The 2455-nt window shown below is 66.7% G+C and carries 3 protein-coding genes; all 3 read right to left on the bottom strand.

Features of this window, described 5'->3' with window-relative positions:
• Nucleotides 1–173: 173 nt before the first annotated feature.
• The gene (gene rnfB, locus AB4Y84_RS19280; protein ID WP_442244114.1) at nt 174–587 is read right to left on the bottom strand and encodes an Rnf electron transport complex subunit RnfB; all 414 of its coding nucleotides are present in this window, start codon (nt 585–587) and stop codon (nt 174–176) included.
• Between the two features lie 24 nt (nt 588–611).
• Nucleotides 612–1202 carry an HAD family hydrolase gene (locus AB4Y84_RS19285; protein WP_025879084.1) on the bottom strand — a complete coding sequence of 197 codons (591 nt, stop codon included), beginning with the start codon at nt 1200–1202 and terminating at the stop codon, nt 612–614.
• Between the two features lie 76 nt (nt 1203–1278).
• Nucleotides 1279–2455, bottom strand: a 1177-nt coding sequence (metG, locus tag AB4Y84_RS19290) for a methionine--tRNA ligase subunit beta (protein WP_442250688.1), incomplete at its 5' end; no start/stop codon positions are given.

A 2455-nucleotide genomic window follows, 5' to 3' on the forward strand; every position in this document is an offset into this window, starting at 1 on the left:
AGGGATGGCGCCATCGAGCCCCCATGGATGGGTTCACGGCGTGTCCCGCTTGCCCCCACCCACCCGCCCAGATCATCAAACCCAGGCAGCCGACGCTCCCAGCTGTTGCCGTTGCTGTTGCTGTTGCTGTTGCTCTCAGCGCAACGCGACGCCGCGGCGTCGCAAAAAAAAACCTATACCAACACCAGCTCGATGCAATCCACCGGGCACGGTGGAATACACAACTCGCACCCCGTGCACAGATCCGCAATCACCGTGTGCATGTACTTCGCCCCGCCGACGATCGCATCCACAGGGCACGCCTGTATGCACTTCGTGCAGCCGATGCAGTCAGCCTCCACGATCAACGCCACCTGCGGCGCCTTGTGCTCGCCCCGCGATCGATCAAACGGCAGCGCCGACACACCCAGCACCTGCGCCAACGCCCGCGCACCGGCATCGCCGCCCGGCGGACAACGATCCACGCCAGCCTCGCCACGTGCCATCGCCTGCGCRTACGGGCGRCAGCCGTCGTAGCCGCATTGCCCGCATTGGGTCTGCGGCAGCAAGCGGTCCAGGCGTTCGGTCAGGGGCGGAATCAGGCTCATGCGTGGCGAAGGCTGCGCGTTGGGCTACTTCAGGGGTTTGCCGCGGTACCAGCGCTCGTGCGCCAGGGCCAGCATCGGACGATCCTCGGCGCTGTCACCGTAGGCATGGATGCGTGTGTAGCGTGACAGATCGAACTGGCGACGGATGTGCTCGACCTTGCGTGGGCCACAATCGCCACCGGCGTAGCGGCCGGTCAGGCGTCCGCTTTCGCTTTCCAGCCGATTGCAGATCAGCTGCAGGCCCAGTTGTTCGCACCATGGCCGCAGGTACAGGTCCAGTGAACCGGATACCACCACCACAGTGTGCTGCTGCTCCTTGTGCCAGCGGATCTGCTCCAGCATTTCCGGACGCACGACATCGGGCAGGAACTCACGGGAAAAACCCGCGGCCAGCGTCTCGATGTCATCGGCGTGGCGTTCGCTGAAGGTCAACCGGGTCACCCGTGCGCGGATGCGCTCGGCGGAGATCAGCTTCAGCTTGTAGGCCAGCAGCCATGGGCCGACTTTCCACCAGGCCTGTGCCAGCTGTTCGGCGGTGGCGACCCGGCGCAGGAAGCGGCCGTAGGTGTCGCAGGTGGTAACGGTGTGGTCGAAGTCGAACAGCGCCAGTTCCAACGCAGCATCTCCCATCACGGTACCTCCCTTCGCAGTGCTCATGACCGGGCGCGGCCGTGGCCGCGCCCGTGTTGCATCAACGAACCGGCATGCCCGGCTGCGCGCCGCTGTCGGCGTCCAGCAGCGCCAGCGCGCCACCGTCGAAGCCGGCCGACAGGATCATGCCTTCGCTCAGGCCGAAGCGCATCTTGCGCGGGGCCAGGTTGGCGATGAACACCACGCTGCGGCCGACCAGCGCTTCCGGCTCGCCATAGCTGGCGCGGATGCCGGAGAAGATCTGGCGCTTGCCGAGGTCGCCGGCATCCAGTTCGAAACGCAGCAGCTTGTCCGAGCCTTCCACGAACTCGCACACCAGCACCTTGCCGATGCGCAGGTCGAGCTTGGCGAAGTCGTCGATGCCGATGTAGGCCGGGGCGTCAGCGCTGTTTGCTTCGTCCTTGGCCAGCACCGGTGCGGCAGGCTTTGCGGCTTCCACCTTGGCAGCGGGGGCTGCAGCGGCAGCGGTCAGGGTGTCCTTGGAGGCGTCGATCATGGCGTCAATCTTCTTCGGGTCGATACGGGTGAACAGCGGGGTGTACTCGGTGATGCGGTGGCCGAGCAGCGGCTGCGCCAGCTCGGTCCAGTCATTCACCGGCGCGGCCAGGAAGGCCTCGGCCTGCGCGGCGGTCGCCGGCAGCACCGGCTTCAGGGCGGTGACCAGTACGCGGAACAGGTTCAGGCCCTGGCTGCAGACGGCCTGCAGCTGCGCGTCGGCGCCTTCCTGCTTGGCGATCACCCACGGCTTGACGTCGTCGATGTAGCGGTTGGCTTCATCGGCCAGGGTCATGGTCAGGCGGATCGCCGCAGCCGGGTCGTTGCGCTCGTACGCCTCACGGATCGGTGCCAGGCCATCGACGAAGCGCTGGTACTGCGCCGCGTCGGGCAGCTGCGCGGCCAACTGGCCATCGAAGCGCTTGCTGATGAAACCGGCACAGCGGCTGGCGAGGTTGACGAACTTGCCGACCAGATCGGCGTTGACGCGGGCAATGAAGTCGCCCAGGTTCAGGTCGAGGTCGTCGACGCCGCCACCGGACTTGGCGGCGAAGTAGTAACGCAGCGCCTCCGGTTCCAGGCCGGCATCCAGGAACGTACGCGCCATCACGAAGGTGCCGCGCGACTTGCTCATCTTCGCGCCATCGACGGTCAGGTAGCCGTTGACGTGCAGGCGGGTCGGCGCGCGGTGGCCGGTGCCGTGCAGCACCGCCGGCCAGAAC

Origin of the sequence: Stenotrophomonas sp. 2YAF22, from assembly GCF_052114665.1 — a bacterium.
In the GTDB taxonomy this organism is placed as follows: domain Bacteria; phylum Pseudomonadota; class Gammaproteobacteria; order Xanthomonadales; family Xanthomonadaceae; genus Stenotrophomonas; species Stenotrophomonas indicatrix.